We start from the raw sequence: 24,547 nt of genomic DNA on the forward strand, positions 1-24,547 counted from the left end.
GCGACAGCCGCCCGATCGGCGCCCGACGCGCCGACGTCCTGACCGCCCTGCTCCTCGGGAACCGGCGCGAACGGGTCACCGTCGAGATCCAGGTGATCGCCCCGGTCGGGACCCTCGCCGGACTCGACGACAACCCCACCGAACTCGTCGGCCACGGACCGATCCCCGCACACATCGGCCGGACCCTGGCCGCGGACGCACGCTGGCGCCGGGTGTTGACCGACCCCGCCACCGGAACGGTCCTCGACCTGGGGCATCGCCGCGTACCGACCCCGGCACTCGCCCGCCTGGTCCGCCACCGCGACACCCGCTGCGTCTACCCAGGATGCGCGATGCCCGCCACGGCCTGCGACCTCGACCACACCCTCGCCAGAACCACCAACGGCCACACCGCACTCGACAACCTCGGCACCCTCTGCCGCCGCCACCACGTCATGAAACACAGCCCAGGATGGCAACTCCACCAACCCGAACCAGGCACCTTCATCTGGATCACCCCCACCGGCCGAACCCACCACGTCAACACCACCACCAACGACGAAGAAGGTTTCCTTCCCGAAGAAGACCCCCACACCTGGACCACCAACCCCGCCGCCACCACACCCGACACCCAGACCAGGACACGGAACCCGCCGGGCAGCCGGCCTCCGGCCGACAACCGTTGCCCGTTCTAGAATCCAGTGCAGACCACGCCGTCCTCACGGCGTGCCATGCGGAGAGTACTGGCTGTCCGGCCAGGGCAGGATGGGTGTGTTCGCCAGTGAGGGAGCCTGCCGCACGTTCGACTATCAGGCGGGCGAGGTCGGGTACATACCGTTCGCGGTGGACCACTACGTGGAGAACGCGGGCAGCGAGACCCTGCGGTTCCTCGAGATGTTCAAGGCGCCCGGTTCGAGGACATCAGCCTCGCCCAGTGGATGGCCCTGACACCGCCGGAGACGGTACGCGAGCACCTCCGCCTCAACGACACCGTCATGCGGTCGCTGCGCCGCGACTGGACGCCGGTCTTCCGGCCCTGAGAGGGCCTGTCACCAGAAGGCCGGGCCGGGGCGGAGACAGCGGCGGTCGCGTCCGACGCTGTCTTCCGCGCGCAGCCTGGCCAGCTGGCCGCGCAGCTGGTCATTGACCCGCGCCGCCGTCAGCTGGTCGACAAGACCGTTCCCGTCGGCGACGAGCGTTCCCCCGACGTAGACACCGACCAGGTTGCGCGGTCCGCAGGCGAGTGTGTAAGTGCCGTACGGGTCCCATACGGGCCCCGTGTCGGGCCGGGCCGGATCGACCACGAGGAAGTCCGCGTACCTGCCGACGGCCAGGCTGCCGACATCGTGGCCGACGCCGATCAGTTCGGCCGCGCCACGGGTATGCAGCGCGAGGACCTCGGCCGCGCCCAGGCACGTCGGATCGGCATGCGCGGCTCGCTGCATGTACAGGCCCGCGCGCATGTTCGCCCAGGGATCGGACAGGTCGCCGGAGGACTGGCCGTCAAGGCCCATGCCGATACGAATTCCGGCATCCCGGTAACGGGGGATGTCGGCGACGCCGGAGCCGAGGCGCCCGTTGGAGGCGGGCTGCCAGGCCATGCCGCCGCCGGCGGCGGCGGTGGCCTCGATGATCCGCTCGTCGGTATGTATGAAGTGCCCGAACACCAGGGCCGGCCCGAGTGCCCCGGCATCCTGGTACCAGCGGAACCGCGCGCGCTGGAGGCGAGCGGCATGCGCGGTCTCCAGAAAGTGGGGCTGGTTGACCAGGCCGAACTTGCTCATCACGGCGGCCTCCGCCCGCGCCGCCCACGGGCCCCCGGCCCACTGGACCGTGCCGGTGAGGGCCAGGCCGAGGTGTGAGGGGTGCCGCGCCGTGTCGGCGGCGCGCGCCATGGTCTCGTCGAGGTGTGCCCGCAGGGCGTCGTCGTCCTCCGCCTGGGCCAGCATGACGCTGTGCAGGTGCCGAATACCGGCGTCGACCTTGGCCCGCAGCTGCGCGTGCTGGTAGTCGACCGACGGGACGGCCGCCGCGACCCGTGCCGGGCCAGTCGGGCTGGACTGAAACGTGAGCCCGTTATGGCAGAAGTCGTACACCGTCGTCACGCCGTTTATCAGGCAGTCCTGCGCACCATGTCTGGCCATCCAGTAGATGGCCTCGGGCGAGGCGCCGACGGTGAACCGGCCGGTCGTCGCCAGCCAGCCGTCCAGCGCGTCGTCCGTGGCGAGGCCGCGGAGGCCGGAACTGTAGAGGTGACTGTGCGCGGAGACGAAGCCGGGCGCCACGATCCGGCCACCGACATCGAGCTGTCTCCGGTCCGCGATGCCGGCGATTCCGGCCGGAGGAGGGCCATCTCCGCGCGCGGAGATTCGGCCGTCCTTGCCGACTGTCATCCATCCTTCGAAAGGAGGTGAGCCGTCCATCGGCAGGAACAGGCCGTTCGTGACCAGCAGCCGCGGCCGCGCGTCGACCATGGTCAGATCGTATTCATGGGAACGAAGGCCGGTTTCGCCGCCGTGGGCGGGCCGCGGTCAGGGGTGCGTGTCGGGGGTTTCGACGGTGGCCAGCTCGGTCAGCCCGCTGATCCGCAGGGCGGGCGGCCTGACGTAATGATCAACATCGCTCTGGTGCGATCTGGCCGGATCCGCGGCCGCGACGACAGGCGGGTGGTGATCGACCGGCCGCGTGCCGCCGGCGGGCCGCGTGCCGCCGGCGGGCCTCGGCGGGATGGCGGTAGATCTCGGCCCGTCTGTTGACAGGTGTGGCGGGGGTCTCATAACGTAAAGAGCGAAGGATATTTCGCTATAACGAAAGATGTGCGGAGTCGCCGGAGACCGGAAACGGACCGCTGGCGATGGAGCTCGGCTTCCCGCCGCGGGTCCCCGTCTCGGAGCCCGACCCGGCGTCCATATCCAGACCACGCAATCCAGACCACGCACTCGCGGCGTTGGGCCCGAACTCGAATCGGGCCACGCGCGCCGGGCGGCCGAGTACCACGAGCTGGCCGGAGCGGCGCCTGCTCGATGCGAAGGAGTGTGAGAGTGATCGATCTGGGGCTGACCGGGAAGCGCGCCATCGTGTCCGGCGCGGGCTATATCCCCCAGCGCGCCGGGCATGGTCGGTTCACCGCGCTGAGGCTCGCCGAGGCCGGGGCGGCGGTGGCGTGCATCGACATCGACGAGGGCCGGGCGATCGGGATCGTCGAGGAGATCGAGAAGGCGGGCGGCCAGGCCCTCCCGGTCGTCGCGGACATGACGGTGCCCGCCGAGGTCGAGCGCGCGGTCGCGGAGGCCGTGCGCGGGCTCGGCGGCGGGGTGGACGTCTGCGTCGACATCATCGGCCGGGCCACCTGGAACGGCGCGGAGCGGTTCACGCCGCAGGTCTGGGACGCCACCATCCGGGAGAACCTGTCGCAGGTGTTCTACCTGTTCCAGGCCGTCGGCCGGCAGATGATCGAGCAGGGCACGGGCGGCTCGATCGTCGCACTCACCTCGGTCGACGGCATCGTGGCTGCCGGGTACCACGCGCCCTACGGCGCGGCCAAGGCCGGTGTCATCTCGCTGGCGAAGACCTTCGCCGACGAGCTGGGCCGCTACGGCATCCGGGTCAACGCCGTCGCCCCGGGCAACGTGGGCAGCGGCAACGAGGACCAGCCGGCAGGCGAGTACGCGGTGAACGGGATCAACCCGCTCGCCGCACCCCGAGCGCACGACATCGCCAACGCGGTGCTGTTCCTGTCCTCCGCGCTGGCCGAGCGCATCACCGGGCAGACACTGATCGTCGACGGCGGAGCCAGCATCCACTCGCTGTGGGGACTCAACCCCGACCAGTCCAGACAGTTCGCCGAGGGGGACTACCTGGACGCCACCGGACAGTCGTCATGACGGGCGAGCCGCGGCCCGCGGCCCTGACCGACCTGACCGGACGCTGCGCGATCGTGACCGGCGCCGGCAGCGGCATCGGACGCGGGATCGCGCAGATGTTCGCGGCGGCGGGCGCCGCCGTGGTCTGCGCGGACATCTCCGCCCCGGCGGCCGAGGAGACGGCCGGGCTGGTCCGCGGAAGTGGCGGCGTCGCCAAGGCCGCGACCGTGGACGTGAGCAGCCGCGCCCAGGTCGCCGACCTCGTCGCGTCGGCGGTGGCCGAGCACGGCCGTCTGGACGTGATCTGCAACAACGCCGGGATCATCATCGACGTCCCCGTGCTCGACCTCGACGAGGCCGAGCTCGACCGGGTGCTGGCCGTCAACCTGAAGGGCGTCCTGTTCGGGTGCCAGGAGGCGGGCCGGGCGATGGCCGCGGCCGGTGGCAGCATCATCAACATGGCCTCGGGTGCCGTCGACGCGGCCGCGCCGGGACTGGCGGCCTACGGCATCTCCAAGGCCGGCATCGTGCAGCTCACCAAGACGCTGGCCGTCGAGCTCGGCCATGACGGCGTGCGGGTGAACGCGATCGCGCCCGGCCTGATCGAGACGAGCATGACGCGGCGCCATTACGCCCGCCCCGACGGCTCCGTCGACGAGGACAGACGCGCCGCCGTGCTCCAGCCGATGCGGAAGACGTCGCCCCTGGGCCTGATCGGGGCACCGGAGGACATCGCGTGGGCGGCGCTGTACCTCGCCTCCGACGCCGCGCGGTTCGTCACCGGCCAGATCCTGCGCCCGAACGGCGGCACCTCCATGCCCTGGTGACGGGCGAAAGAACTGCCCGCCGTCGCGCGGCCGAAGGTGACCGGGGCGGCGGAGAACTCTTCTCTTGTCGCGAAAGGAGCCGGAGTGAAACTCGACCTGTTGTACGAATTCCAACCCAAGGTCGGCCCGTACGCGGAGCCGTTCCCTCTTGGTCAGAAACGCGCTGAGCAGCAGACATACCGCGAGGCGTTAGAAGAGATCGCCTTCGCGGACAAGTTGGGGTTCCAGACCGCGTGGGTCGTGGAGCATCACTTCCGGGAGGGGCGGTCGGCGTCCCCGTGCAACGAGACGATCCTCGGGGCGCTCTCCCAGATCACCGAGAGGATTCGGCTCGGCTTCGGCGTCGTGCTGCTGCCCTCCGGGTTCCAGCACCCGGTGCGCGTGGCCGAGAAGGTCGCCACCGTCGACGTGCTCAGCGGCGGCCGGGTGGAATGGGGGTCCGGCCGCTCGACGCCCAACGAGCAGCTCGCCTTCGGTGTCCCGGCTGACGACCGCTCGCGGGATATGTGGCGGGAGGCGTTCGAGTTCGTCATCGCCGCCTGGACGAACGAGCGGCTGGCCTGGAAGTCGCCGACCATCGACTTCCCGGAGCGTTTCATCGCGCCCCGGCCGTACCAGGACCCGCATCCCCCCGCGTGGCTCGCCGCGGCCAGTGAGCAGTCCGCCTACAACGCCGGGAAGCTCGGCCTCGGGCTGCTGTCATTCGCGCTCATGCAGCCCGTCGAGAAGATGGCGGAGGCCATCGCCACCTACCGCCGGGGCCAGGCCGACTGCGAGGCGCCGCTGCCGAAGTTCAAGAACGACCGGGTGGGCGCCTACACCCTCGTCCACTGCACCGACGACCCCGACGACGCCGAGCGCTACGGGCTCTGGGACTCCGTGAAGTGGTGGTACCAGAACCTCGCCGAGTTCACCCTCGAATGGGAGCTCGCGCACCTGCCCGAAGCGGAGAAGGCACAGGTCTTCCCGTTGCTCGAGCCGACCCTCAAAGGCGACATCGACCTGCGGAAGTACACCGAGCAGGACATGATCATAATCGGGACGCCCGAGGAATGCCTGGAGAAGATCCTGCGGTACGAGGAGGCGGGCGTCGACCAGCTGCTGTGCTACACGCAGTTCGGCACGCTGCCCCACGAGAAGGTGATGCGCAACCTCGAGCTACTCGGCACGAAGGTCATCCCCGAACTGGAGAAGCGCGGGCATCGCGTCGACTACGAGGCCCTCTTCCAGGGGGCCTGATCATGGATCCGATCTCAGCGGGGGAGCCGCCCGCGCGCCTGCTTGGTGACGACGGTGGCGCAGGCGCGGACCCGTTCGCCGATGTCGAGGACCTCCCGCCCGGTCAGGCCGGGAGAGAAGCCCGACGCGGTGATCGCGACGAGCACGCGGTGGTCGGCGTCGAACACCGGCGCCGACGCCATGCCCAGGTCGTACGTCCGGGTGGGCTCGACGGTCAGCAGGTCGTAGCCGTCCCGCAGGGAGGCCGACTCCTGCGGCAGGTCGCGGTTGCCCAACGCCTGCCCCAGCGCATATCCCCGCTCGCGCACGGTGGTCAGCGCGAGCCTGGCCCGGTCCGGCTCGAGCGCGGCTCGAGCGCGGCCCAGCCACGCCTCCACCTCGAGGGGATGCGCCCACGCCATGAACACGAGGCCAAGCGGCGGGACGAGCGGTACCCGCTCGCCTTCCCGGAAACCGGGGCCGTACCGGGAACCCGGCCCTCCCACGGCGACGAACACGATCTCCGTCGGCGTCGCGGCCGTCACGACCACGTCGGCGGCGAGCTCGGCGGCGAGCTTGGGGATCTGGTCGGCGGCGGCCCGGATCGCCGGATGCTGCTCGAGCGCCGCCATACCCGCGCTGACCAGCGCCGGCCCGAGCCCGTAGGTCTTGCGGGTCGGATGACGGCTGAGGTAGCCGGTCTGCTCGAGGACGGCGAGGACGGCGTGGGCGGAGCCGAGGCTGCTGCCCGTGCGCCGCGCCAGGTCGGAGATCGTGAACTGCTCACCGCGGTGCGTCACGAGAAGGTCGATGATCTTCAACGCCTTGTCGACGGCGGGGGCCGGTCTCGCCATCCCGTCCTCCCCGGAGCGTGGGCCTCCCCGGAGCGTGGGCCGCGTCGCCGATCACGCTACCTCAATGCCGGCTAGTCTTTCACTTGAGCGAAAAATATTTCGCAGTAGACATTGTCTACCCACGGCGATGCAGAGAGGCTGACCGTCATGACGGCCACCGGCCCCAACCGTGTCCCCACCGCGACGGAACGCGCCGCCTCCACTGGCAGCTGGCTGCTCCCGCCGTTACGCCCGTCCACCATGGGGACGCCGGACGACCTCGCGTCCCGGCGCGCGGCGCTCGGCGCCCTGACCCGGCCCACGCCGGACCCCGAGGTCGCGGTCCAGGACACCTGGTACGCCGGCGTGCCGTGCACGGTGTGCACGCCGCCGGAGCCGCGTGACGTCCTCGTGTACTTCCATGGTGGCGGCTACCGGCTGGGCTCGGCGGCCCAGTTCACGCGCTTCGCCGCCCGCCTGGCCGGCGCTGCCCGCGCCCGCGTGGTCGTCGTCGACTACCGGCTCGCGCCGGAACACCCATACCCGGCGGCCCTGCACGACGCGACGAAGGTCTACGAGCAGGTCCTCGCCGCGTCGGGCACGCCGCCGATCGCCGTGGGTGACTCGGCGGGCGGTGGGCTGGCGGCCGCCCTGGTGGTTGCCTGCGCCCAGGCCGGGGTCACGGCCCCGCGCGGGCTCGTCCTCATGTCCGCGTGGCTGGACCTGCGGTGCGCCGCGGCCAGTTTCCGGTCACGGTCGGCGACCGACCAGCTGTTCTCGCTCGAGGCAGCTCGGCAGGCTGCCGACCAGTACCTCCAGGGCCACGACCCCGCGGATCCGCTGGCGTCCCCGCTCGTCGCCGACGTCGCCGCGTTTCCTCCGGCGCTGCTGTTCGTGAGCGCCGACGAGGTCCTGCTCGACGACACGGTGGCCATGGCGGCGGCGCTCGCGCGGTCCAGGGTGCCGGTGACGACCGTCGTCACCCCCGGCGTGCCGCATACCTGGCCAAGCGTCGCGCCCGACCTCCCCGCGTCGACGGCCGCGCTGGACCTCGTCGCCCGGTTCGTCGATGGGCTGTCGGCAGTCGATGGGCTGTCCGCGCAGGAATGACGGCATCCGCCCGAACTGGGGCGCCAGTGAGATCCCCTCTCGGGGCGCCGACGGCAGCCGTCGGCGCCCTTCTGAGGTCGATGGTGGCGCGCCCGGCGTGCTCCTACCAGGCGAAGTGCTCGGGTGCTGTCCGGTAGCCGGGGAAGATCTCGTTCAACCGGTCGAGTGCCTTCTCGTCCAGGTGCACGTCGAGTGCCCGGACGGCGTCGTCGAGCTGCTGCCGTGTGCGCGGGCCGACGATCGGGGCGGTGACGGCGGGCTGGTGCAGCAGCCAGGCGAGCGCGACGTCACCGGGCTCGTGGCCGAGCTCCGTGGCGAAGTCCTCGTAGGCCTCGATCTGCGCGCGCTTGGCGTTGAGGGTCTGCGCGGCCCGGCCTTCGAGGCGCCGCAGGCCCTCGCGCTCCTTGCGCAGCACGCCGCCGAGCAGTCCGCTCTGCAGCGGCGACCACGGGAGGAGGCCCAGACCGTAGTGCTGGGCGGCCGGGAGGATCTCCAGCTCGATGTCGCGGGTGATCAGATTGTAGAACGGCTGCTCGCTCGACAGGCCGACCAGCCCATGCTGGGCCGCGGCGGCCTGTGCCTGGGCGATGTGCCAGCCGGCGAAGTTGCTGCTGCCGACGTAGAGGATCTTGCCGGCGGTGATGGCGACGTCGATGGCCTGCCAGATCTCGTCCCACGGAGTCGCCCGGTCGACGTGGTGGAACTGGTACAGGTCGATGTAGTCGGTCTGCAGGCGGGCCAGGCTCGCGTCGAGGGCGCGGCGGATGTTGAGCGCCGACAGCTTGCCCTCATTGGGCCACTCGCCCATGTCGCCGTAGACCTTGGTGGCGAGCACGGTGCGCTCGCGGCGACCCCCGCCCTCGGCGAACCAGCGGCCGATGATCGACTCGGTGGAGCCCACGCCGTCCCCGAGGCCGGAGACCCCGGCCGAGCGCAGACCGTAGACATTGGCGGTGTCGAAGAAGTTGATGCCGTACTCGTGCGCCGCGTCCATGATCGCGTGTGCGTCGACCTCGTTGGTCAACGGACCGAAGTTCATCGTGCCCAGGCACAGGCGGGATACGGACAGACCGGAACGGCCGAGCTGAGTGAACTGCATCCTGAGCGGAATCCTCTCTGAGGACGGGGACCGGCCGACACCGCAGTCGGGCAGCCCCCGCATGGCACCCGGACAGTCTCCAACTTCGAGCACGCTCCAGGTCAAGCCCGAGACGTGCCCATCCAATCGGAAACGCGGACCCGGTGAAGGTCGCCGTTTCTCGCCGCGCGAAACCCGACTGGCGGGTCAGCCTGGCGGGTCAGCCGATCCAGACGGACTTCTGGTTGCAGAACTCGCGGATCCCGACGGCGCCGAGCTCGCGCCCGTAGCCGGACCTCTTCACCCCGCCGAAGGGGAGCTCCGGGTAGGAGGTCGTCATGCCGTTGATGAAGACGGCGCCGGCGGCGAGCTCGTCGGTGAAGCGGTCCTGCTCGGTCGGGTCGTTGGTCCACGCGTTGGAGCCGAGCCCGAAGGACGTGGCGTTGGCGATCTCGAGAGCGGCGTCGAGGTCCGGCACCCGGTAGAGGGTGGCCAGCGGGCCGAAGGCCTCCTCGAGGTGCAGCCGCATGGCCGGGGTGACGTCGGCGACGACTGTCGGGGGGAAGTACCAGCCCGGGCCGTCCGGCGTCTTCCCGCCGCAGAGCACGGTCGCGCCCTTGGCGATGGCGTCGGCCAGCAGCTCCTCCAGGTCGACGCGCCCCTGCTCGGTGGCGATCGGCCCGACGTCGGTGCCGTCGGTCATCGGGTCGCCGACCTTCAGCGCGGCCATCTTCTCGGTGAACAGCCGGGCGAACTCGTCGTAGGCGGCGTCGTGGACGATGAACCGCTTGGCGGCGATGCAGGACTGGCCGTTGTTCTGGCAGCGGGCCGTCACGGCGACCGTGGCGGCCCGTTCCAGGTCGGCCGAGGGCATGACGACGTAGGGGTCGCTCCCGCCGAGTTCCAGCACGGTCTTCTTGATCTCGTCGCCGCAGATGGACGCGACCGACTGGCCGGCGGGCTCGCTCCCGGTGACCGCGGCCCCGGCGACCCGGGGGTCGCGTAGCACTCCCTCGACCTGGCGGGCGCCGATCAGCAGGGTCTGGAAGGCGCCGGGCGGGAAGCCGGCTCTGGTGAACAGGTCCTCCAGGTAGAGGGCGCACTGCGGCACGTTGGAGGCGTGCTTGAGCAGGCCGACGTTGCCGGCCATGAGCGCGGGTGCGGCGAACCGGGTGACCTGCCACAGCGGGAAGTTCCATGGCATCACGGCGAGCACGACGCCGATCGGCTGGTAGCGGGCGTATGCCCGGCTGGCGCCGATGGCGGACGGGTCGTCGAGTGGCTCGTCGGCGAGGAACGCCTCGGCGTGCTCGGCGTAGAAGCGCATGCCCTTGGCGCACTTGGCGGCCTCGGCCTCGGCGGAGGCGAGCGTCTTGCCCATCTCGGTCGTCATCGTCACGGCGATGTCGCGGCGTTCGGCGTCGAGCAGGTCCGCCGCGGCGCGCAGCAGGCGGGCGCGCTCGGCGAAGGTCGTGCGCCGGTAGCTCGCGAACGTGGCGGCCGCCCGGGCCAGCTTGGCCTCGATCTCGCCGTCACCGAGCGGGTCGAAGGTCTTCAGGACGGCGCCGGTCGCCGGGTTGATGCTTTGGATCGCCATGCCGCTCACTCCTCGAAGGCCCAGATGGGGCGTCCACTACCAGGTGCTGATCCGGACAGGTCTGGCGCTCAGGCCGCGCCGGCGCGGCCGGCCGGGTTCATCCGGGGCCACGACCATCGTCGAACGCCGCGCGGCCCGCGGCCACCGTGCGGTCCAGGTCGGCCTTCGCGGCGCGCGGAACGTCGACGACGGGCCCTCGGCCGACGGGGAGACGATGTCGAACAGCTCGGCGCTCACCGGTTTCTGCCCACGTGTCGTCGAGGTAGAACACCCGCCGGTGTATCGGCTGGTCCGACACCTCCCTCCCTCGGCCGCCTCACGGGCGGACCGTAGCATCCTGAGCGAACGCTCGCTACCAACATGGACCAGTCGCGATCCGCTCCATGCCCGCTGCGCGTTCTCCGTCAGCCGATCGAGCTCCTAAATAAGTGAGTACATACTTATCAGCAGCTGGGCGCCCGCGGAGCGTTCCATCCCGCACGTCGAACGGTCGCGGGCGGTGGTGGCGCCCAGGGTGGCGGCGAAGGAGCCGGCCACCGCGCGCGGCCGCCCTTCCGCTGATCGTGTCAGGGCCACACGATCCAGGTGAGCCGCCGGGCGCGCGGGCGGGTGACCTGTGCGGCCGGGTACACCGACAATCGCGCCGGCACGACTGATGGCGTTGGAGGTGTTTCATGCGAGGACTTTCGAGAACCAAAGCTCTCGTGCTCACCGCCGCGACCGGAGCGTCGTTGGCCATGGTTCCCGCGGCCGCGGCGAGTGCCGGCACGACAAACAACCCGCTGACGGTCGCCGGAACAGTGCGGTGTGTGCTCGGGACGCCCGTGTCGCTGAAGATCACCGGTGGTGGCGAGTCCCACGGCGGCGTCGTGGGTCCGGGCGGGCAGTTCTCCATCTTCTTTGGCAACCCTCAGCTGCCCAGCACCGCGAAGGCTGAGGTGCGGTGCGATGTAGGCCAGACGAGAACCTACCCTTCCACCACCTTCAACATGGTCAGGCCGGCGGTTGGGCAGACGCTCGTGGTAAACCTCAACGTGGCCTGACAATCTTGGCCCTGGTTGACGCACCGCCCGGTCGCGGCGCGTCAACCAGGGGCGCGTCCGTGCCGTTTTCGTCAGTCCCGCGCGGATTTCCGTGAATCGTCCCGGCCAGTGGACTTCCCACGCCAGGCGATGCGGCCGGCGTATTTTTCTGTCGGCCGACCGGGCGGTCGGGCGCGGGAGGCAGTTACCCGGTGCCGCGGATCTCGGCGATGGCCTCGCCGGCGGGGGCGCCGGTGACGTCGTGCGCGGCGACGTCTGGGGGAGTGAGGCCGCCCGCAGGCTCATCCTGCCACCGCGTGAGGCTCCAGCTGGCCGTGACGTCGCCGTCGAGGACGACCATCCCGGTGTTCGGCAACAGCCATTCGTCGGCGGATCCCACCGCGCCGACACGGATGGCGACCCAGGTCCGGATAGCGGCGCCGTGGCTTATGACCACGACCGTGTCGTCGTCGGCGTGCGCCGCCGCGATGTTCGCGATGGCGTTGTCATACCGGGCGACGAACGTATGGCCGTTCTCCCCGCCCGGCATCAGGGCATCGAGGTCGCCGTGGATCCAACCGCTGACGGTTTCGAGGTACGTCGTGATCGATGCCTTGTCGCTGCGCAGCTCGAGGTCACCCGCGACGATCTCCTCGAGTCCCTCCCGTATGTGCGCCGTGAGGCCGCGGGCCGCGGCGAGGGGAGCCGCCGTGAGCTGGGTGCGGACCAGGACCGAGGCGTAGATCGCCGAGATCGGGTCATCACGGAGAGCACCCGGCAGTGCCAGCGCCTGGGCGTGCCCGAGGGGGGTCAGCCCGGCTCCCGGGCGACCGGTGTCGAGGGCACCGATGACGTTGTACGGGGTCTGGCCGTGGCGGATCAACAGTAGGCGCATCGCCGCCGAGTCTAGCGTCCGATATTCGATCAAGTGTTCGTCGGCCCGGCTGCCCATTCCGCCGGATCTGCCGCCCGGTTCTTCGCCATGGTCGAGGTGCGTGAGTTCGGCGAGGGGTCGCGGCTGCGTTTCTGGATGCGTTTTTCCGGCCGCCCCGTTCGGATCGGCTCGGCGCCCGACAGCGAGTGGGTTCTCGTCGACGGCACCCCCGAGCCGGCCGCCGGTGGCTACGGCCATGGTTCGGTGCGGCTGTGGGCTCCGGACGGCTCGCTCGCGGGCGTGGGAAGCCAGACGGCCGCGCTCCGGTTCCCCCGCGGCTGAAGTCGAGCCGGCTGGCGAGGGCTAGCGGCCCGTGTAGCTGGGCGGGCGTCGCGTGCTGAAGGCGGCGAGCCCCTCGCGGAAGTCCGCGGTGCGGGAGCTCAGCTCCAGCGCCAGGGACTCGTTCTCCAGCGCCTGGGCGAAGCTGTTCTCCAGGTTGCGGTTGAGGCTGCGCTTCGCCAGGCCGATGGCGACGGTCGGGCCGGTCGCCAGCTGCTCGATGACCGCGGCGGCCGTGGCGGCCAGCCCGCCTGTGGGCGTGCTGGCGTGGATCAGGCCCCAGTCGGCCGCCTCGACGCCGGTGAGCCTGCGGCCGAGCAGGAGCAGGTCGCGCGCCCGGGCGAGGCCGACCAGGCGGGGCAGCAGCCAGGTCGCCCCGCTGTCCGGGGTGAAACCGCGCTGCAGGAACGGCTCCCAGAACTGCGCGTCCTCGGCGGCGACGGTGATGTCGGCGGCCAGCGCGAGCTGGAAGCCCAGGCCCGCGGCCCAGCCGCGCACGACGCAGACCACCGGCAGCTGGATCTCCATGAGCAGCTGCACGAGGCGGTGGGCCTGGACCGGGGTGCGCCGCTGCACGCTGCCCGGCCGCGGCCTGGGCTTCGGGGCCTTGTCAGCCCAGCCAGCCTCATCGGCCCGGGCGCTGTCGCCCTTGTCGCCGGTGTTGGACGACACCCAGTCGGCGCCCGAGCAGAAGTGGCCGCCCGTGCCCTCGATCACGACCACCCGCAGCGTGTCGTCCGTCGACGCCGCCTCCAGGGTGGAGACGAGGGCGCCGACGGCGGCCATGTCGAGCGCGTTCCGGCGATCCGGCCGGTTGAGCACGATCCGCAGCACGCCGTCGCGCACGGTCGTCTCGACAGCCCCCGCCGTGTCGACGGCACCCGTGGTGGTCACGGCGCCGGCCGCTTCGCTCGTAGACATCTAGATGTTTACCCTCTGGAGTGTGGTCGAGAGAGGCGGGTGGCCCGCGCTGGCACGGGCCGTCGGCCTGTCACGATTCGGGGATCTCGAAGTGTTGGTCGCGTAGTTGGAAGGCGCGTTTGACGCCGTGGCGGGCGCGTTCTTTGACGAAGTTGTATTCGCCGTCTTCGAAGCTGAGGTTGGTGCCGTAGGCGTGGAGGAGGTAGCTGAGGACTTCTTCGCCTTGGTAGGCCTGGAGTTGTTCGATGAGGCGGAAGGCTTCTTTGGCGATGACGATGCCGTCGGCGGGCATGCGGGAGATCTTGTGGGCCCACCAGTCGGCGCGTTTGGCGACGTCGGTGTCGTCGACGATCTCGGTGAAGATTCCGAGGTGTTCGAGGGTGGCGGCGGGGATGGAGTCGCCGGTGAGGAGCATGCGGCGGGCGAGGACGGGTCCGAGTCGGTGGAGGAAGAGGTGCAGGGAGCCGAGGGCGGGGCCGAGGAAGCGGGTGGCGGGCATGCCGAGTTGGGTGTTGCGTCCGACGACGGCGATGTCGGCCATGAGTGCGATTTCGAAGCCGCCGCCGAGGGCGAGGCCTTCGACCTGGGCGATGGTGGCTTTGGGGAAGCCGAGGAGTTCGTGGTAGAAGCCGAAGGTCTGGCGGTCGACGGTGAGGCGGCGGCGTTGGCTGGGTCGGCGGGGCTTGGTGGGCGGCGTGCCGTTCGTGGCGGTCGTGGTGGTGTCGGGGGTGGTGCCGTTGGTGGTGGTGGTGTCGTCGTACCAGCCGTAGGCGTTGCGCATGTCGGCGCCGGCGGAGAAGTAGCCGTCGGTGCCGCGTAGGAGGACGACCTTGGTGTTGTCGTCGGTGGCGGCGGTGTCGAGGTGGGTGGCGAGCTGGTCGCGCATGGTGGCGTCGTAGGAGTTGCGCCGGTCGGGGTTGTTCAGCGTGATGCGGGCGATCCCGGTGTCGGGGTCGCGTTCGAGCAGTACGCGTCTGTCAGTCAACGCGGTCATCCTTCTCCCGTTGCGCCTGGGTCCTGGCCATCCTAGGGTTAATGTCTAGATATTTCCAGCGAGCCGCGTGCGGTCGACCCTAGCGAGGCAGAGGGAGGCGTCACGTATGGACTTCCGTCTCAGTGACGAGCAGCTTGCCCTGCGCGACACTGTCGTGTCGTTCTGCAACGGCCATTCCGACGTGGCAGGCAGGATGGGCGGGGCGACGAAGGTGGTGAGCGGATGACGGGGACGGACCGGCCGCCCGCATACGGCACGATCAAGTACGAGGTGACGCCCGACAAGGTGGCCACGATCACGCTGAACCGGCCCGAGGCGCTGAACGCGTTCGACCGCCAGATGTGCGAGGAGATCCGCGACGCCTGGAAGCGGATCAAGGACGACCCGGCGGTCAACGCGGTCGTGCTGCGCGCCGCCGGCGACCGGGCGTTCTGCGCCGGTCTGGACGTCAAGAAGAGCTACGGCCAGCCGGACGACGTCTGGAACCACGAGGACCCCGGCGAGCTGCTCTCGCCCAAGTGGCGGAAGGTCTGGAAGCCGGTCGTCTGCGCCGTGCACGGCATCTGCACCGCGGGTGCCTTCTACCTCGTCAACGAGTCGGACATCGTGATCTGCTCCGAGGACGCCACCTTCTTCGACTCGCACGTCAGCCAGGGAATGGTGCTCGCGCTGGAGCCGATCGGCCTGATGCGCAGGATCGGCCTCGGCGAGACGCTGCGGATCGCGCTGTCGGGCAACGACGAGCGGGTCACCGCCGCCACCGCACTGCGCATCGGGCTCGTGACCGAGATCGTCGATCGCGACCGGCTGTGGGAGCGGGCCCACGAGATCGCCGCCGGAATCGCCGAGAAGCCGTCGTCGGCCACCCAGGGCACGGTCCGCGCCATCTGGGAGTCGCTCGACCGTCCCTACCGCGCCGCCATGGAGCAGGGACTGATCTACACCCGGCTGGGCAACCCGATCGGCATGGCCGAGGCCAGGGCCAACCCGCGGCTGAAGCGTCAGCCGAGGCTGCGATGACAAGCGTCGAGAAGGTCGGTCAGGTCATGCCGCACTGCCCGGCCGCATCGCCGACACCTTGATCCTGAAGCCGGCCGCGCCCGCGCCGTTCCTGGAGCTCCAGGGGAGCTGTCGCTCCGAGGATTTCACCAGATCACGAACGGCTCGCGCGTTTCGGGCCAAGGCGCGCGGCGCGGCGCCGACGGCGGCGTCCGGTAGCCCCGTGTGGAGGGCCACCGGCCGCCGTGGGACCGGCAAACAGTCAGACTGGGGTTCCCACCTGCCACGTTTCGGCTCGGGTCAGGCGGGCCAGCCGACGGTCTTGGTTTCGGTGAAGATCTCGAGTCCCTCGATGCCGCACTGGCGGCCGATGCCGGACTGCTTGTAGCCGCCGAACGGGGCGTCGGCGCCGTACCAGAGGCCGCCGTTGAGGCCGAGCGTGCCGGTGCGGATCCGGCGGGCCACGTTCTTGGCCCGCTCCAGGTCGCTGGACATGATGGCGCCGGAGAGGCCGTAGACGGAGTCGTTGGCGATGCGGACGGCGTCGTCGTCGTCCTCGAAGCCGATGACGACGAGGACCGGGCCGAAGATCTCCTCCTGGGCGATCGTCATGCCGGGGGTGACGTCGGCGAACAGGGTCGGCTCGACGAAGTAGCCGCGGTCGAGGTTCTTGGGCACCCCGCCGCCGAGCACCACACGGGCGCCCTCGGCGCGGCCCTTCTCGATGTAGCCGAGGACCCGCTCCTGCTGGCGCTTCGAGACCTGCGGGCCCTGCAGCACCGAGGGGTCGGTCGGGTCGCCGTACTTGACGCCCTCGAAGGCGGCGGTGGCCAGCTCGATGGCCTCGTCGTAGCGGGAGTTCGGGACGAGCAGCCGGGTCGGCATCGCGCAGCCCTGGCCGGCGTGCATGCAGACCATCGCGGCCCCCGGGATCGCCTGGGCGAAGTCGGCGTCGTCGAGGAGCAGGTTGACCGACTTCCCGCCGAGCTCCAGGAACGTCGGCTTCACCGTGGCGGCCGCGGCCGCCATGATGCGCCGGCCGGTGACCGTCGACCCGGTGAAGGCGACCATGTCGACCAGCGGGGAGGTCGAGAGCACCTCGCCGACGAGGTGGTCGGCCGACGGGACGATGTTGACGACGCCGGGTGGGATGTCGGTGCGCTCGGCGATGAGGCGGCCAAGGCGGGTGGTGTTCCACGGGGTGTCCGGCGCGGGCTTGAGCACGCAGGTGTTGCCCATGGCGAGGATCGGGCCGAGCTTGTTCAGCGCGATCTCGATCGGGAAGTTCCACGGGGTGACCACACCGACGACCCCGACCGGCTCCTTCCACACCTCCCGCGCCGACGGGTAGCCCATCCCGAACGCGTCCTTCTCACCGAGCTGCCGCGTCCACGGGAAGGACTCGATCTGCTCGGCGGGCCAGCGCAGCGCCTCCCGCAGCGGCGCGTCGAGCTGCGGCCCGTAGGTGGTGATCACCGGGCAGCCGACCTCGGCGACGAGCTCGGCCCGCAGCTCCTCGACCTCGGCCTCGATCGCGGCCTGCAGCTGCAGGATCGCCTTCTTGCGACCGGCGTGGTCGGTGGCCCAGTCCGACTGGTCGAACGCCGAGCGGGCCGCGGCGACGGCCCGCTCCATGTCGGCGCGCGACCCGTCGGCGGTGACGCCGAGGACCTCCTCGGTCGCCGGGTTGACGTTGTCGAAAACCCGGCCTTCCTCGGCGTCGACGAGCTTGCCGTTGATTAACATTCGCTGCTCGGACATCACTTCTCCGGATAGGTCGGCGACGAGACGATCTTTCTCGGCAGGGGGAGCGGAAGGTCGGCGTAGGTCACGATTCCGGGTGGCGCGGCGACGACGGCGGGAATGGCGTGCACCGCCGGCATGGCCGTCATCACCATGCCCAGAACCATGAAATCCGCGAAAGTGGTTCCCTGGAAGTCGGGAGGCGGCAGGATCTCGACCTTCGTCCGGATCGTCGGCCGGCCGTGGACCTCGATGACGTAACCGGTGTCGATCTTCCAGTTGGGTTCCAGGGACTGGCCCTTGCGCCACCGGAAACGCAGGTCGACGACGGTGCGGCCGGCCACCCTGCCCTGCCAGCTGCCGGCGATGCCCGCGACGCAGCCGGCGGAGATCTTCCAGGAGCCGAGGTCGAGATCCTCGGTGGTCTTCGCGTACTCCGCCTCGCAGACCACCTCGTCGAACTCGACGCCGAGCGCCGCGCCGAGCAGGCGGACGGCGTCCTCGAACACCGCGGTGCCCTTGGTGGTCATCGCCAGCAGGTCCGGGTCGTCGATGGGGCGGGCGAACCCGACCGGCAGCTCGGTCGCGGGGGAGTCGTAGCCGGTGGCGTCGGCCGTCTCACTGACCACGATCTTGTCGACGCGGTCGCAACCGGCGGCGGAGACCATCGCGATCAGGTTCGCCAGGCCCGGGTTGATGCCGGAGCCGAAGACGGAGGTCTGACCCCGGGCACAGGCCTCCTGGATGCGGCCACGGCCCTCGCCGAGGGAGTGGCCGGTGATGAAACCCGCCGTGCTGACGATGTTCGCTCCCGACTCGAGGATGCGCACCATCTCGTCGACGTCGAGCCACATCGGGTTGTAGATGACGCAGTCAGGCTTGAGTGTGAGCAGGGCGTCGACGTCGTTCGTCGCGGCCACCCCGGCGGGCGCCGTACCGCACAGCTCCCCGACGTCCTTGCCGACCTTCTCGGGCGACCACGCGTAGCAGCCCACTAACTCCAGGTCCGGATGGGTGAGTACCGCCTCGACCGACTGCCGGCCGACGTTGCCGGTGGTCCACTGCACAACCCGGTAGGTCATCGCGCATCTCCGCTCCGGACGCGACAAGCTGGACATGGCGCTCGGCGTCCTGCTGAAGGTTCTACCGCCTGAGAGACGAGTCATCTAGATGTATCGCGCATGTTGCCCGCGGGTGCGTCCCGCCGGGCAGGGCCGCTGACGGACGTGCCGCGGGCGGTCCCGTCGACCGTGACCTCCGGGGTGCCGCCGGGCGGCGTCACTCCCCAGGGCGTCCGTGTCCCAGCCCGCTTCCTCTGATAAATATATAGATGTATCGTGCCAGGGCTGTTTGGACCGGCCCGGTGGAACTGGAAAGGATGTCGCCGTGACAGCGGCCACCCACATCGTCACCGAGCTCGGCCTCTCCGTCGCCATCGACGGCCCGCTGGCGGTGGGACGCGCCGCGATCGTTCCGGAGGTGTGCGTTCCGGGGAGCGTCGTGCCGCGGACCTCGGTCCTGGCCACCTGGGCCGACGTGATCACCGGGACGCTCTGCATCTCCGCCGTCGCGCCGCGCATTCCGCTCACGCTCGATCTCGAGGTCCAGGTGTTCGAGCCGCCCCTCGAGGGCGACACGGTCACGGTCGAGGCCAGCATCGTCAAGCGGGGCCGGACCGTCGTCGTGTCCGAGGCCCGGTTCTACGTGCGGGGGTCCGCCGCGCCGGCCGCGCTCGCGCTGGCGTCGTTCATCGCGTCGCCGGACCCGAGCCACGTCTTTCCCCCCGACTTCCACCCGCCGCTGCGGCAGGAGGCCGGCCGGCTGTCGGTGCCGTTCGCCGAGCGGGCCGGGTGCGCGGTCAGCACCCCCGGGACGGCGGTGGTCCCCCGGAAGCCCGACGGGCTCAACTCGTCCGGCGGGATCCAGGGCGGCCTGGTCGCGCTGGTCGCCGAGGAGGCCGCGGCCTCGCTCGCCGACCCGCCGGTGTTCCTACGGTCTCTGATGCTGCGTTACCTGAGGCCGTTCGCGGTGGGGCCGGCCCGGGCGACGGCCGAACGCCACGGCGACACCTGCCTGGTGCACCTGACCGACGCCGGCGTCGACAAGCTGAGCGCCCTCGCGACCGCCCGCCTGGCCGACGCGCCCCGGCTGCGCGCTGCCCGGGCGTAGTTGTCCTGACCATAGCGTTGGCGGCGGTACGCACCGAACTCACGGCACCCGGCTGAATCCCTGCCCCAGCGGTCCCGTCCGCGCGTCGAAGGCACACAGATGCCGCGCGGGTATTGAAGACATGTAGATGTATGGCCTAGTCTCTGCGGGCAGCGCCGGGGCCGCCGCGCGAGGGAGGCTGCATGGACAGCGAACATCCGGAGCGATCCGCCGCTCCGGCGCCGGACCGGTTGGCGCCGGACTGGTTGACGGCGGTCACGGGCGGCGGCGGGTCGCCCGTCGACCTTCCGGGCACGGCCGCCGCCGGGCACGAGGCGACGACCGAACGGGCTCGGTCCTGAGCACCGGCCCGGCCCCGGACGACGAACCCGGCTTACCCGACGGCGGCCCGGGCCCGCCGACCGGCACCATCGGCGTCGACGCGCGGCGGGTCGCCACGTGGCTGCGCGAGAGCCTGCACCCCGCTGTGTCGTCGGCCGCCGTCAGCAAGCTGCCCGGCGGCCACTCCAGCGGGGTGTGGCGCGTCGACGCGGTCATCGACGGCGACGTCCGGCCGATGATTCTCAAGGCTCCTGAACAGCCGAGCGTCGTGTACCAGCGGGATGCCTGCCGTGAGGCGCGGATCCTCGCCGCCGTCCGCGGGATGGGCGCGCCGGTGCCGGACGTGCTCGCCGTCGACACCGGGAAGGCCACCGGCCGGCGGTGCTTCGTCATGGAGCACGTCGAGGGACACGGGCTGGCCGACTCGTCGTTGGCGGGCCCGCATGAGGACACCTGGCTGCAAGGCATGGGCCCGGAAGCCCGGCGGGCGATCTGGGACTCCTTCCACGACGCGCTCGCCGCTCTGCACTCGGTCGACGCGCGGCGGGTTCCCGACGCGAGCCACGGGCCGCGCGGCGCGGTCGATGTCCTCGACTACTGGCGGGCGGCGCTGCTGGACGCCGCGCCGGCGCACTCGGTGCCGCGGCAGCTGAGCGCGCTGGACTGGCTGCGGGACAATGCCCCACCGGGCGCCGACGACGCGCCGGCGGTCTGCATGGGCGACGCCCGCATTGCCAACTGCCTCATCGACGGGAGCGAGGTACGCGCGCTGGTCGACTTCGAGGTCGCCTACGTCGGGAATCCGGCCGCCGACCTCGCCTACAGCATCTTCTTCGACGGCCTGCACAGGGCAGGCGCGCGACAGCCGCTCGACGGGCTTCCGTCGGCGGCCGAGACCTGGAACCGGTGGAGCCGCGCGACCGGGCGGCCCGTCGACAACCCCGCCTACTGGACGGCCTTCGGCGTGACGATCCTCTGCGTGACGGCCACCCGGGCGATGATCCAGTGGGGTCTCGCGGACCAGGGGATCGAGTCGGCCAACCCGATGGTCGCGCGCTGGGAGGCGTGCGTGGAAAGGGCAACCCATGCCTGAGTCACCCGCCAGGTTCACGGCCGACGACGAGAACCTGCATCCGGCCGACCCGCACGTGTGGTCGTGGAACGAGTCCTGGTACTTCTCCTGGATCGACCTGGACGGCGGGCCGGCCGGCTTCTTCCGGCTCGGGCTCCTGCCGAACCAGCGGCGGGCGATGCTGTGGTGCTTCGTCCACGTCGACGGCGCCTGGCATGGCGTCGAGGAGTCCCGGCTCGCGCTCGACCATGTCGACCTCGCCGCCGGGCATTCCTACGACAGGTGGGCCCTGCGGTTCGGCTGGCGCCCGGAACTGCCGCTGGCCGGCGCACACTTCACCTTCGCCGGAACCCTGCTCACCCGGTCCGGCGCCGACACGGGCGCCCAGGTGCCCGTCTCGATCGACCTGACCTGCGCGGCCACGAGCGAGCGCGTCGGCGCGGCGCCCAGCGCCGACACGTCGTATCCGGCGGACCGCTTCGAGCAGTCGCTCCGGGCATCCGGGACCGTCGTCGTCGGTGGCGACGCCCGCCCGGTGCGTGCCGGCGCGCACCGGGACCGGTCCTGGGGGCCGCGCGAGTGGCGCCTGCCGTTCGCGATCGGCGACCTGCAGGGCGGCGACCGCCAGCTCTACTTCGTCGGCTCGCCCAGGCACGGGCGCGGCTCCGGATACCTACGCGACGGCTCCGCCGAGCCGCGCCGGCTCAGTTGGGCCGGCGGGACCGTCGGGTACGACGACGAGGCGCGGACCATCACCCCCGGAACACTGCGCTTCGAGGACGCCGACGGCGCCCCGATCGAGGTGGAGCTCGAACCGATCGAGCCGAGCGTCTGCTTCGACATGGCCCACACCGGCCAGGAACCGGAGCAGTGGCCGTACTGGCGCATCCTCGTGCGGGCCAGGGTGCCCGGGTGGGAAGGCCCGTGCCGCGGCTGGTTCGAAGCCAGCCGCTACGGGATCCTCTGACCTCTGGTCATTGCCGTCTCGGCTGTGCCGCCGAGGCCGCCGAGGCCGCCGCGTCGCCCGAGGCCGCCATCCGTCACCCCGCCGTCCGTCACCCGCCATTCGTCGTCCGGCTACGGCTGGGCCGTCTTCTGGTATTCGGCGACGATCGGGGTGAGCTCCGCGGGGGTCGCGCCGTGCATGATGACGCCGTCGCAGCCGAGGGCGAGCTGGTTGCGGACGGCGGCGACGCACTGCGCGGGGGTGCCGGTCGCCGCGGGCGCGAGCCACTCCGGCGGGATCAGCGTCGCGGCGTGCGCCAGCTGCTCGGGGGTGCCCCTCACGTCGAGGCCGCGCACGCCGGCGATCACCGGGTCGGCCAGGAACCGCCTGAGCACCTCGGGGTCCCAGCCGTTGGTGCGTACGAGCAGGTCGCCGTACCCCTGCAGGTAGGTCCCCAGGCGGCCGACGAGCTTCATGAGCCGCTGGTCCTCCGGGACATGTTCGCCGACGGTCGCGAAACAGGACCAGACCTTGACCGAGCCGGGGTCGCGCCCTGCCTCCTCGGCTGCGCGCTTCACCGTCGCCACCGCGCGCGCCGTGGTCTCGTCGGTGAAGAAGGTGTGCAGCACGACCTGGTCGAACAACCGCCCACCCAGCTTGAGCGTGTTCGGCCCGAACGCCACGATGCCCATCGGCAGGTGCTCGTCGAGCGTCCCGTCCAGGTGGAGCACCGGCCAGGAGCCGGCCGGGCCGTTGTGGCCCATGATGACCTCGCCGCGGAAAAGCCGGCGCATGAGGTTGGTGAAGTCCTCGAGCTGCGCGGTCGTGACCCGGGGGATACCGTACGTGTCCTGCTGCAGGGGGACCCCGCGGCCCAGGCCGAGGACGAAGCGGCCGCCGGTGAGGCTCTGCATGGTGCGGGCGTAGCCGGCGGTCACCATCGGGTGGCGGGTGTTGTGGTTCGTGGCCCCGGTCGCGATCGTGATGCGCTCGGTGACGGCGCCCGCCGCGCCGGACAGCGCCGCGGCCTCCTTCTTGTTGAACCGCTCCGAGATGTAGGCGGTGCCGAGGCCCAGCCGTTCGGCCTCGACGGCCTCGACGAGGATGTCGTGCGACGACTTCGCCTGCCCGGCCAGCAGGTAGCAGCCGAGCTCCTCGTGCACCTGGCCGGTGCCGCTCACGCCGTTCGTGGTGGCGGCGGCGGTGGCGGTGTTCATGGTTCACTCCCAGGAGGACGTCAGACCGGCACCAAAAAAGTCTAGATGGATCCCATCAACGGATCCCATCAGCCGAGCGGGGCCCGCGCAAGCGGCCCGCGGAGACGGCCCGCGCGGGGGCCGTCCTCCGACGGACGTGCCTGGAGGCGTCTCAGGCCATGCGGTACGGGAGACGTCTCAGGCCATCTGGTACCGGATGGGAACGCTCTTGGGACCGCCCACGAAGAGCGTCTCCACGTACTCGGCGGGGCCGGCCAGCTCGATGGACCGGATCCGGGGCACCAGCTCAGCGTAGAGGGCCCGCCCCTCGAGGCGGGCCAGGTGGGTGCCGAGGCAGTAGTGGGCGCCGAACCCGAAGCCGACATGCTTGTTCGGCGTGCGGCCGACGTCGAACACCTCCGGGTTGGCGAAGACGGACTCGTCCCGGTTGGCCGACGGGTAGGAGAGCAGGACCGAGCCACCGGCCGGGATCGTCACCCCGCGCACGACCGTGTCGCGCGTTGCGGTGCGCATGAAGTGCTTCACCGGCGACACCCAGCGGATCATCTCGTCGACCACGGTCGGCACGAGCGACGCGTCCGCGGACAGCCGCCGCCACTGCTCCGGGTTCTGCAGCAGGGCGTGCATCCCGCCGGAGATGGCGGCGCTCGTCGTGTCGTGGCCGGCGGTCGCGATGAGCACGTAGTAGCCGACCGCCTCCAGCTCCCCGATCAGCTCCTCCTGGATCGTGGCGTTGGCGATCACGGAGGCCAGGTCGTCGGTCGGGTTCTCCCGGCGGTTCGCGATCAGCCCCTGGAAGTACTGGAAGAAGTCCAGCAGGGCCAGCGCGGCCGCGTCGTCGCTGGAGTCCCTCGCCAGGTCCGCGTCGTCGGCGCCGAACAGCTCCTGGGTGAGCTTGAGCATCCGCGGGAAGTCGTCCTCGGGCATCCCGAGCAGCGACAGGATGACGTAGAGCGGATAGTGCGCCGCCACGTCCCGGAAGAAGTCACACTCGCCGCCGAGGTCGGCCAGGTGGTCGACGTAGCGCTTCGCGAGCTGCGCGATCCGGTCGGACAACCGGCGGACGCCGGCGGGCTTGAACCACTCGGCGCTGATGTGCCGGTAGAGGACGTGGTCCGGCGCGTCCATCTGGACGAGCGTGCGCACCGGCGGCGCCGGGTCCGCCGGGTTCTGGTGCACGGTCGTGCGCGGCGCGTTGTGCCACAGCTCCGCGTCGCGTGAGATCTCCATGACGTCGTCGTAGCGGGTGACGGCCCAGAAGGGCGGATACTTGCCGTCGTCGACCCGGTGCACCGGAGACTCGCGACGCAGTAACGCCGTGGCGGCATGGAACCGCTTCTCGTCCGCGTACGCCTTCGGGTCGGTGAAGACGCCGCCCGCCTCGTCCAGCTCCATGCTCAGCCCTTCTTGGCGCCGCCGCCTACG

Annotated in this window: 24 protein-coding genes; 12 read left to right on the forward strand and 12 right to left on the reverse strand. The window is 70.9% G+C overall.

What is annotated here, in order from left to right; all coding sequences use genetic code 11:
* On the forward strand, positions 1 to 674 hold a 674-nt coding region (locus tag QOZ89_RS06915), incomplete at its 5' end, for an HNH endonuclease signature motif containing protein (RefSeq protein WP_491723643.1).
* A 76-nt stretch (positions 675 to 750) separates the two neighbouring features.
* Positions 751 to 927, forward strand: coding sequence for a cupin domain-containing protein (locus tag QOZ89_RS06920; RefSeq protein WP_198543292.1), 177 nt, complete (start codon positions 751 to 753; stop codon positions 925 to 927).
* Positions 928 to 1,028: 101 nt separating this feature from the next.
* Here QOZ89_RS06920 and QOZ89_RS06925 read toward each other — a convergent pair whose 3' ends face one another.
* Complete coding sequence (locus tag QOZ89_RS06925) at positions 1,029 to 2,453, reverse strand: amidohydrolase family protein (RefSeq protein WP_071049564.1); 1,425 nt, start codon at positions 2,451 to 2,453, stop codon at positions 1,029 to 1,031.
* Positions 2,454 to 3,020: 567 nt separating this feature from the next.
* Between QOZ89_RS06925 and QOZ89_RS06930 the strand changes: the two genes are divergently transcribed.
* The 3 genes from QOZ89_RS06930 (at position 3,021) to QOZ89_RS06940 (ending at position 5,908) form a co-directional block, all read left to right on the forward strand.
* The gene (locus QOZ89_RS06930) at positions 3,021 to 3,863 is read left to right on the forward strand and encodes an SDR family NAD(P)-dependent oxidoreductase (RefSeq protein WP_071049566.1); all 843 of its coding nucleotides are present in this window, start codon (positions 3,021 to 3,023) and stop codon (positions 3,861 to 3,863) included.
* A complete protein-coding gene (locus QOZ89_RS06935) occupies positions 3,860 to 4,669 on the forward strand; it encodes an SDR family NAD(P)-dependent oxidoreductase (protein ID WP_312623327.1) in 810 nt (269 codons plus the stop codon). The genes QOZ89_RS06930 and QOZ89_RS06935 overlap by 4 nt, the downstream gene beginning before the upstream one ends.
* Positions 4,670 to 4,753: 84 nt before the next feature.
* Complete coding sequence (locus QOZ89_RS06940) at positions 4,754 to 5,908, forward strand: LLM class flavin-dependent oxidoreductase (RefSeq protein WP_312623328.1); 1,155 nt, start codon at positions 4,754 to 4,756, stop codon at positions 5,906 to 5,908.
* A 14-nt stretch (positions 5,909 to 5,922) separates the two neighbouring features.
* Here QOZ89_RS06940 and QOZ89_RS06945 read toward each other — a convergent pair whose 3' ends face one another.
* Entirely contained in the window at positions 5,923 to 6,741 is an 819-nt protein-coding gene (locus QOZ89_RS06945; RefSeq protein WP_071049571.1) for an IclR family transcriptional regulator, read from the reverse strand.
* A gap of 147 nt (positions 6,742 to 6,888) precedes the next feature.
* Here QOZ89_RS06945 and QOZ89_RS06950 point away from each other — a divergent pair, with 147 nt between their 5' ends.
* Positions 6,889 to 7,830, forward strand: a complete 942-nt coding sequence (locus QOZ89_RS06950; RefSeq protein ID WP_071049573.1) for an alpha/beta hydrolase — start codon at positions 6,889 to 6,891, stop codon at positions 7,828 to 7,830.
* A 103-nt stretch (positions 7,831 to 7,933) separates the two neighbouring features.
* On the opposite strand, the gene QOZ89_RS06955 is transcribed toward QOZ89_RS06950, so the two are convergent.
* From QOZ89_RS06955 to QOZ89_RS06965, 3 genes are all read right to left on the reverse strand, one after another.
* Complete coding sequence (locus QOZ89_RS06955; protein WP_071049575.1) at positions 7,934 to 8,929, reverse strand: aldo/keto reductase; 996 nt, start codon at positions 8,927 to 8,929, stop codon at positions 7,934 to 7,936.
* Positions 8,930 to 9,128: 199 nt separating this feature from the next.
* Complete coding sequence (locus tag QOZ89_RS06960) at positions 9,129 to 10,505, reverse strand: NADP-dependent succinic semialdehyde dehydrogenase (protein WP_312623329.1); 1,377 nt, start codon at positions 10,503 to 10,505, stop codon at positions 9,129 to 9,131.
* Positions 10,506 to 10,541: 36 nt separating this feature from the next.
* Entirely contained in the window at positions 10,542 to 10,742 is a 201-nt protein-coding gene (locus QOZ89_RS06965) for a hypothetical protein (RefSeq protein ID WP_071050078.1), read from the reverse strand.
* Between the two features lie 437 nt (positions 10,743 to 11,179).
* Between QOZ89_RS06965 and QOZ89_RS06970 the strand changes: the two genes are divergently transcribed.
* Complete coding sequence (locus QOZ89_RS06970; RefSeq protein WP_071050077.1) at positions 11,180 to 11,548, forward strand: hypothetical protein; 369 nt, start codon at positions 11,180 to 11,182, stop codon at positions 11,546 to 11,548.
* A gap of 184 nt (positions 11,549 to 11,732) precedes the next feature.
* Here QOZ89_RS06970 and QOZ89_RS06975 read toward each other — a convergent pair whose 3' ends face one another.
* Positions 11,733 to 12,422, reverse strand: a complete 690-nt coding sequence (locus QOZ89_RS06975; RefSeq protein ID WP_312623330.1) for a histidine phosphatase family protein — start codon at positions 12,420 to 12,422, stop codon at positions 11,733 to 11,735.
* 87 nt (positions 12,423 to 12,509) lie between these two features.
* Here QOZ89_RS06975 and QOZ89_RS06980 point away from each other — a divergent pair, with 87 nt between their 5' ends.
* Entirely contained in the window at positions 12,510 to 12,743 is a 234-nt protein-coding gene (locus QOZ89_RS06980; protein WP_071050076.1) for a hypothetical protein, read from the forward strand.
* A 21-nt stretch (positions 12,744 to 12,764) separates the two neighbouring features.
* Here QOZ89_RS06980 and QOZ89_RS06985 read toward each other — a convergent pair whose 3' ends face one another.
* Entirely contained in the window at positions 12,765 to 13,661 is an 897-nt protein-coding gene (locus tag QOZ89_RS06985) for an enoyl-CoA hydratase/isomerase family protein (RefSeq protein WP_312623331.1), read from the reverse strand.
* Positions 13,662 to 13,731: 70 nt separating this feature from the next.
* Positions 13,732 to 14,655, reverse strand: a complete 924-nt coding sequence (locus QOZ89_RS06990; protein WP_312623333.1) for an enoyl-CoA hydratase/isomerase family protein — start codon at positions 14,653 to 14,655, stop codon at positions 13,732 to 13,734.
* Between the two features lie 222 nt (positions 14,656 to 14,877).
* Between QOZ89_RS06990 and QOZ89_RS06995 the strand changes: the two genes are divergently transcribed.
* A complete protein-coding gene (locus QOZ89_RS06995; protein WP_071047672.1) occupies positions 14,878 to 15,675 on the forward strand; it encodes an enoyl-CoA hydratase/isomerase family protein in 798 nt (265 codons plus the stop codon).
* Positions 15,676 to 15,954: 279 nt separating this feature from the next.
* On the opposite strand, the gene QOZ89_RS07000 is transcribed toward QOZ89_RS06995, so the two are convergent.
* Positions 15,955 to 17,415, reverse strand: a complete 1,461-nt coding sequence (locus QOZ89_RS07000) for an aldehyde dehydrogenase family protein (RefSeq protein WP_312623334.1) — start codon at positions 17,413 to 17,415, stop codon at positions 15,955 to 15,957.
* The gene (locus QOZ89_RS07005) at positions 17,415 to 18,479 is read right to left on the reverse strand and encodes an NAD(P)H-dependent amine dehydrogenase family protein (RefSeq protein WP_071047671.1); all 1,065 of its coding nucleotides are present in this window, start codon (positions 18,477 to 18,479) and stop codon (positions 17,415 to 17,417) included. Before QOZ89_RS07005 ends, QOZ89_RS07000 begins: the two co-directional genes overlap by 1 nt.
* 304 nt (positions 18,480 to 18,783) lie before the next feature.
* On the opposite strand from QOZ89_RS07005, the gene QOZ89_RS07010 reads away from it, so the two are divergent.
* From QOZ89_RS07010 to QOZ89_RS07020, 3 genes are all read left to right on the forward strand, one after another.
* Complete coding sequence (locus tag QOZ89_RS07010) at positions 18,784 to 19,566, forward strand: PaaI family thioesterase (protein ID WP_071047670.1); 783 nt, start codon at positions 18,784 to 18,786, stop codon at positions 19,564 to 19,566.
* A 127-nt stretch (positions 19,567 to 19,693) separates the two neighbouring features.
* On the forward strand, positions 19,694 to 20,980 hold the full coding sequence (locus tag QOZ89_RS07015) for a phosphotransferase family protein (protein ID WP_312623335.1): 1,287 nt from the start codon (positions 19,694 to 19,696) through the stop codon (positions 20,978 to 20,980).
* The gene (locus QOZ89_RS07020) at positions 20,973 to 21,926 is read left to right on the forward strand and encodes a DUF7064 domain-containing protein (protein WP_071047669.1); all 954 of its coding nucleotides are present in this window, start codon (positions 20,973 to 20,975) and stop codon (positions 21,924 to 21,926) included. Before QOZ89_RS07015 ends, QOZ89_RS07020 begins: the two co-directional genes overlap by 8 nt.
* A gap of 110 nt (positions 21,927 to 22,036) precedes the next feature.
* On the opposite strand, the gene QOZ89_RS07025 is transcribed toward QOZ89_RS07020, so the two are convergent.
* Together QOZ89_RS07025 and QOZ89_RS07030 are read right to left on the reverse strand one after the other, a co-directional pair.
* The gene (locus QOZ89_RS07025; RefSeq protein WP_071047668.1) at positions 22,037 to 23,122 is read right to left on the reverse strand and encodes a TIGR03857 family LLM class F420-dependent oxidoreductase; all 1,086 of its coding nucleotides are present in this window, start codon (positions 23,120 to 23,122) and stop codon (positions 22,037 to 22,039) included.
* A gap of 177 nt (positions 23,123 to 23,299) precedes the next feature.
* Complete coding sequence (locus QOZ89_RS07030; protein WP_312623337.1) at positions 23,300 to 24,517, reverse strand: cytochrome P450; 1,218 nt, start codon at positions 24,515 to 24,517, stop codon at positions 23,300 to 23,302.
* Positions 24,518 to 24,547: the final 30 nt, after the last annotated feature.

It is taken from the genome of Pseudofrankia coriaricola, from assembly GCF_032027725.1.
Classification (GTDB): Bacteria; Actinomycetota; Actinomycetes; order Frankiales; family Frankiaceae; genus Pseudofrankia.

What these genes read in the sequence shown, in the direction of transcription:
- QOZ89_RS06925 (WP_071049564.1), bottom strand. Translation starts at nt 2,453, where the DNA reads ATGGTCGACGCGCGGCCGCGGCTGCTGGTCACGAACGGCCTGTTCCTG.
- QOZ89_RS06935 (WP_312623327.1), top strand. Translation starts at nt 3,860, where the DNA reads ATGACGGGCGAGCCGCGGCCCGCGGCCCTGACCGACCTGACCGGACGC.
- QOZ89_RS06945 (WP_071049571.1), bottom strand. Translation starts at nt 6,741, where the DNA reads ATGGCGAGACCGGCCCCCGCCGTCGACAAGGCGTTGAAGATCATCGAC.
- QOZ89_RS06950 (WP_071049573.1), top strand. Translation starts at nt 6,889, where the DNA reads ATGACGGCCACCGGCCCCAACCGTGTCCCCACCGCGACGGAACGCGCC.
- QOZ89_RS06955 (WP_071049575.1), bottom strand. Translation starts at nt 8,929, where the DNA reads ATGCAGTTCACTCAGCTCGGCCGTTCCGGTCTGTCCGTATCCCGCCTG.
- QOZ89_RS06960 (WP_312623329.1), bottom strand. Translation starts at nt 10,505, where the DNA reads ATGGCGATCCAAAGCATCAACCCGGCGACCGGCGCCGTCCTGAAGACC.
- QOZ89_RS06970 (WP_071050077.1), top strand. Translation starts at nt 11,180, where the DNA reads ATGCGAGGACTTTCGAGAACCAAAGCTCTCGTGCTCACCGCCGCGACC.
- QOZ89_RS06975 (WP_312623330.1), bottom strand. Translation starts at nt 12,422, where the DNA reads ATGCGCCTACTGTTGATCCGCCACGGCCAGACCCCGTACAACGTCATC.
- QOZ89_RS06980 (WP_071050076.1), top strand. Translation starts at nt 12,510, where the DNA reads ATGGTCGAGGTGCGTGAGTTCGGCGAGGGGTCGCGGCTGCGTTTCTGG.
- QOZ89_RS06985 (WP_312623331.1), bottom strand. Translation starts at nt 13,661, where the DNA reads ATGTCTACGAGCGAAGCGGCCGGCGCCGTGACCACCACGGGTGCCGTC.
- QOZ89_RS06990 (WP_312623333.1), bottom strand. Translation starts at nt 14,655, where the DNA reads ATGACCGCGTTGACTGACAGACGCGTACTGCTCGAACGCGACCCCGAC.
- QOZ89_RS06995 (WP_071047672.1), top strand. Translation starts at nt 14,878, where the DNA reads ATGACGGGGACGGACCGGCCGCCCGCATACGGCACGATCAAGTACGAG.
- QOZ89_RS07000 (WP_312623334.1), bottom strand. Translation starts at nt 17,415, where the DNA reads ATGTCCGAGCAGCGAATGTTAATCAACGGCAAGCTCGTCGACGCCGAG.
- QOZ89_RS07005 (WP_071047671.1), bottom strand. Translation starts at nt 18,479, where the DNA reads ATGACCTACCGGGTTGTGCAGTGGACCACCGGCAACGTCGGCCGGCAG.
- QOZ89_RS07015 (WP_312623335.1), top strand. Translation starts at nt 19,694, where the DNA reads ATGTATGGCCTAGTCTCTGCGGGCAGCGCCGGGGCCGCCGCGCGAGGG.
- QOZ89_RS07020 (WP_071047669.1), top strand. Translation starts at nt 20,973, where the DNA reads ATGCCTGAGTCACCCGCCAGGTTCACGGCCGACGACGAGAACCTGCAT.
- QOZ89_RS07025 (WP_071047668.1), bottom strand. Translation starts at nt 23,122, where the DNA reads ATGAACACCGCCACCGCCGCCGCCACCACGAACGGCGTGAGCGGCACC.
- QOZ89_RS07030 (WP_312623337.1), bottom strand. Translation starts at nt 24,517, where the DNA reads ATGGAGCTGGACGAGGCGGGCGGCGTCTTCACCGACCCGAAGGCGTAC.